This window comes from Kineococcus endophyticus (genome assembly GCF_040796495.1).
GTDB lineage: Bacteria > Actinomycetota > Actinomycetes > Actinomycetales > Kineococcaceae > Kineococcus > Kineococcus endophyticus.
In genome coordinates this window covers 1-3,403 of record NZ_JBFNQN010000032.1, presented here as the reverse complement: position 1 = coordinate 3,403, position 3,403 = coordinate 1, and the positions used below count along the sequence as shown (strand labels likewise).

The 3,403-nt window shown below is 70.1% G+C and carries 4 protein-coding genes; all 4 read left to right on the top strand.

The window, feature by feature from the left end:
- Positions 1-223 precede the first annotated feature (223 nt).
- A complete protein-coding gene (locus AB1207_RS24330; RefSeq protein WP_367641410.1) occupies positions 224-436 on the top strand; it encodes a hypothetical protein in 213 nt (70 codons plus the stop codon).
- A gap of 191 nt (positions 437-627) precedes the next feature.
- A complete protein-coding gene (locus AB1207_RS24325; RefSeq protein WP_367641408.1) occupies positions 628-1,206 on the top strand; it encodes a SigE family RNA polymerase sigma factor in 579 nt (192 codons plus the stop codon).
- Positions 1,203-2,261: a hypothetical protein gene (locus tag AB1207_RS24320; RefSeq protein ID WP_367641407.1), complete on the top strand. Its 1,059-nt coding sequence runs from the start codon at positions 1,203-1,205 to the stop codon at positions 2,259-2,261. Before AB1207_RS24325 ends, AB1207_RS24320 begins: the two co-directional genes overlap by 4 nt.
- A gap of 102 nt (positions 2,262-2,363) precedes the next feature.
- A complete protein-coding gene (locus tag AB1207_RS24315) occupies positions 2,364-3,011 on the top strand; it encodes a hypothetical protein (RefSeq protein ID WP_367641405.1) in 648 nt (215 codons plus the stop codon).
- The last annotated feature ends 392 nt before the right edge of the window (positions 3,012-3,403 follow it).

Genomic DNA, 3,403 nt, shown 5'->3' with positions numbered 1-3,403 from the left:
GAGCCGTGCACGAGCAGTTCGATCACCCGCCTGTCGTCGACGGCCGCTTGTTGCGCTGCGTCGAGCAGTTGCTGCTGCCACGTCATGAGCTGATCGTGGCGGGTGACAGCTTCACGGTCATCCCGCGTTGTGCGCGCTGTCACCGGAGGCCATCGACGTCGCGATCATGACGAGATGCGGTCAGTCGCGGACCGGCCGCCGCATCGCCCGACAGACTGGTCAGATGGCGCGTTGGACGAACGACCGGGTCACCAAGTACGAGGGCGTCACCGCCATTCTCTGCGCTGTGATCGCCCTTGCCGCGGTGGCGGCGGCCCTCGCGCCGATCGGTCCGAGACCGGCTTTCGCGGTGATTGCCGGGGTGATCGCTGTCGTCTTCCTGGGGCTGAGCGTGCACTACACGTCGGTCTGGCGCGGCAAGCGTCGCGCTGACTGACCACGCGCTCATCCCGCGGTGCGCGGGCGCTCGGTCATCCCGCGGTGCCTGCAGTACCAGACACCTTGTCCTCGGCGGGCCAGGACGTCCTGCACACCGCCGTACTGCCGTCAGGCCGCCGAGATGCTCGGATCGAGGAAGGAAGTCAGCAGCAACCGCAACAGCCTGCGCGTGGGCAGCGTTGGAAGGGTGTGACCATCTTCCGGGGGCGCAGAGCCGATGCCCCCTCGCCCCTGCCACCGGCCCAGGCCGGGGTGTGGGACCTGGACTCCCTAATCGCCTGGAAGGGCCCTGAACTGGTCCGCCTGGCCCGCGGGCTCCTCAAGGACCCCCACCAGGCCGAGGACGTGGTGCAGGACGTCCTGGCCCGCTGCGTCTTGAAGTGGTCGCGCATCCAGGCCGTCGAGGATCCCTCGGCCTACCTCAACCGCATGGTCGTCAACGCCATCGTCTCCCACCACCGACGTCCCTGGCGCCGTGAACAGGTCAGCGACCCCGCCGAGCTGCCCGAGGCGGCCGTGCCCGATGCCAGCGAGGGCCACGACGAACGGCAGCACTACCTCACGCTGCTGCGCCGGCTGCCGGACGCCCAGCGGGCCACCCTCGTCCTGCGGCTGTACGAAGGCCTGCCCGACGCCGAGATCGCTGACCTTCTGCACTGCTCTCAGGCCACCGTCCGCAGCCACGCCTACCGCGGCCTGCGCACCCTGCGTCGCTTCCTGGACAACGACCAGTGCCAGGACACCCCCGCTGCGAAGGAGTCCCGATGACCCAGCACCCTCGCGATCGACACCCCATCTTCGGGTTCGGGGAAGAGCACGCCGACCGGCACACCGCCGACCGCTCCGATCCTGAGCGTGAGGACCTGCTCGAGCTGCAGGACCGGCTGCAGAGCGCCCTGCATGCAGAACTCAGCGCAGGCCGCATCGACGAACCCGGCCTGCACGCCGGCACCCGCCACCAGCTGCACCGACGCATCCAACACCGCCGGCGCACCCGCGCAGCGGTTGGCGCCCTCGCCCTGGCCGCCGTCGTCGCCGTCCCCCTGGGGCTGCGGTGGACAGCCCAGCCCAGTGTGCGCACCGTCCCGGCGGCCTCGCTGGCGCCAACACCCACCCAAACCTCAGCACAGACCCCCGCACAAACTCCGGCACCGACCCCGGCGAGTACTTCCAAGCCCAGCGCCTCACCGCCCAGCACGACAACGACCAGCTCTACAACGAGCATCACCCCTTCGATCGGCTCGACAGCCGGTTCCTCGGTGGGGCTGGCCAACCCGAACGTCCCCGTTGCCTACGACATCCCCGACATGACTCGCACCAGGGCGGCTCTACCCGCCGGTCTCACAGTTCTCAGCGACGGTGGGCAGTACCCCAAGAGCCCGACGGTCATGGGCCAGGAGTGCAGTTCCCGGCCCTTCGATCCCCCCATGGTGGCCGGCCGGCAGATCACCTGGTGGAACGGCAGCCAGCGGTCGTCCACGCAGAGCCAGGTGGACCTCGTCGTCACCGGCCGGGCCGCCGGCGGGGGGCCGGTCGCCTTCGACGCCCTCGTGGCCAACACCGGCGTGTGCCGGTTCACCGACCCCACCACGCCGTTCGCCCTCACCGTCGCCGGAGCCGATCAGACCTGGGCCGCGCGGACCGACAGCAATGGGCTGCCCTTCATCTCCGGCGCCGCCCGCCTCGGGGACCTCATCGTCGGCATCACCGTGCTGCACCCCTCGGCGGACCAGGCCGCCCAGGTCAGCGACCTGACCACCTTGTTGACCGCCGCGGTCGCCGACCTGCGCGCCAGCGGACTCCCAGCCGCCGACGGACGATGACCGGCACCCTGCACCTCGGCGAGCCCCGCACGAGCGTTCTGCCTGCGCGGGGCGAACGGGACGCGTGCAGGGTCAGTGCTCTCCTGTGGGGGTGGGGGTCCTGTGCAGCAGAACATCCCGTTGCCTAGCACCGGCGACGCTGAACAGGTGATCCGCACCCGTCTCTCTCACGGACGGGCCGACTGGCTGTGGCGCGTCGGTATCGCCAGCCTCCTCGCCTCGACCGTCGTCGCCCTCACGCCGACCGGCTGGGAAGACGTCTGGGTCATCGGGTCTTGGGTTCCCCGCGCCCTGCACGTGGTCGGCGCCCTCCTGGGCATCGGTGTGGTGTCCCTTATCGTCGGAGCCGGGTGCCGGATCGTGCTGGCCGACCGCGGCGTGCCACGGCCACGACGGCACTGGGTCCGCAAGGTGGGGACTGCCTTGGTGACCGCCTTCGTGCTGCTGATCGCGTGCCCGCTGACCGCCTTGATCGCGTGGCTGAACTCCTCAAACCACTTCACCGTGCTGCCCGAACGCAATACCACCGGCTGCCGGCTGGTGGTGGATGAGGCGGCTGGCTCCAGTGGAATCGGGGCGAGGGTGTACGTCGTGCCGGGCGGGCAGCACCGTGCGCGGGAAGTGGGCTACTACGTCAGCGACACCCGCCTCGTGCAGGCGGGACGGTACGAGCTGACGTGGAACGGGGACAGCGCCGACCTGCAGATCCCCAACGTCGACACCAACGGCCCTTGGCTGTGTCCGACCTGACCCCTCCGTGCTGCCCGACCTCATGCTCTCGACTACAGCCCAGGTACGCCGGCCGCTGCTGTCCTCGCTCGCTGGCTCACGATCGGGAGGTGGGCGGTAGACCCGGCCGCAGAGGCCCAGGTACGCGCTCACCGCGCCGCGCTCGAACCTCACGGTCATCCCGCGTTGCGCGCGGGCGCACGGTCATCCCGCGGTGCGCGCGGTCCTGAGCTGCCGGCAACGTCGCGGTCTTGACGAAGAGCGGTCCATCAGAAGATCCGCCTGATCATCAATCGAGTAGACCCCACCTCCGCGCACTGGAACCGTCGCCCCCATGACACAGAGCGCAACGGCGACGGCGCAGGGGTGCATCTTCTGCGCCATCGCCCAGCACAAGGCCGAGGCCAGCACGG

Excerpts from the sequence above, each read along its gene's own strand:
- AB1207_RS24330 (WP_367641410.1), top strand. The coding sequence starts at position 224 with ATGGCGCGTTGGACGAACGACCGGGTCACCAAGTACGAGGGCGTCACC.
- AB1207_RS24320 (WP_367641407.1), top strand. The coding sequence starts at position 1,203 with ATGACCCAGCACCCTCGCGATCGACACCCCATCTTCGGGTTCGGGGAA.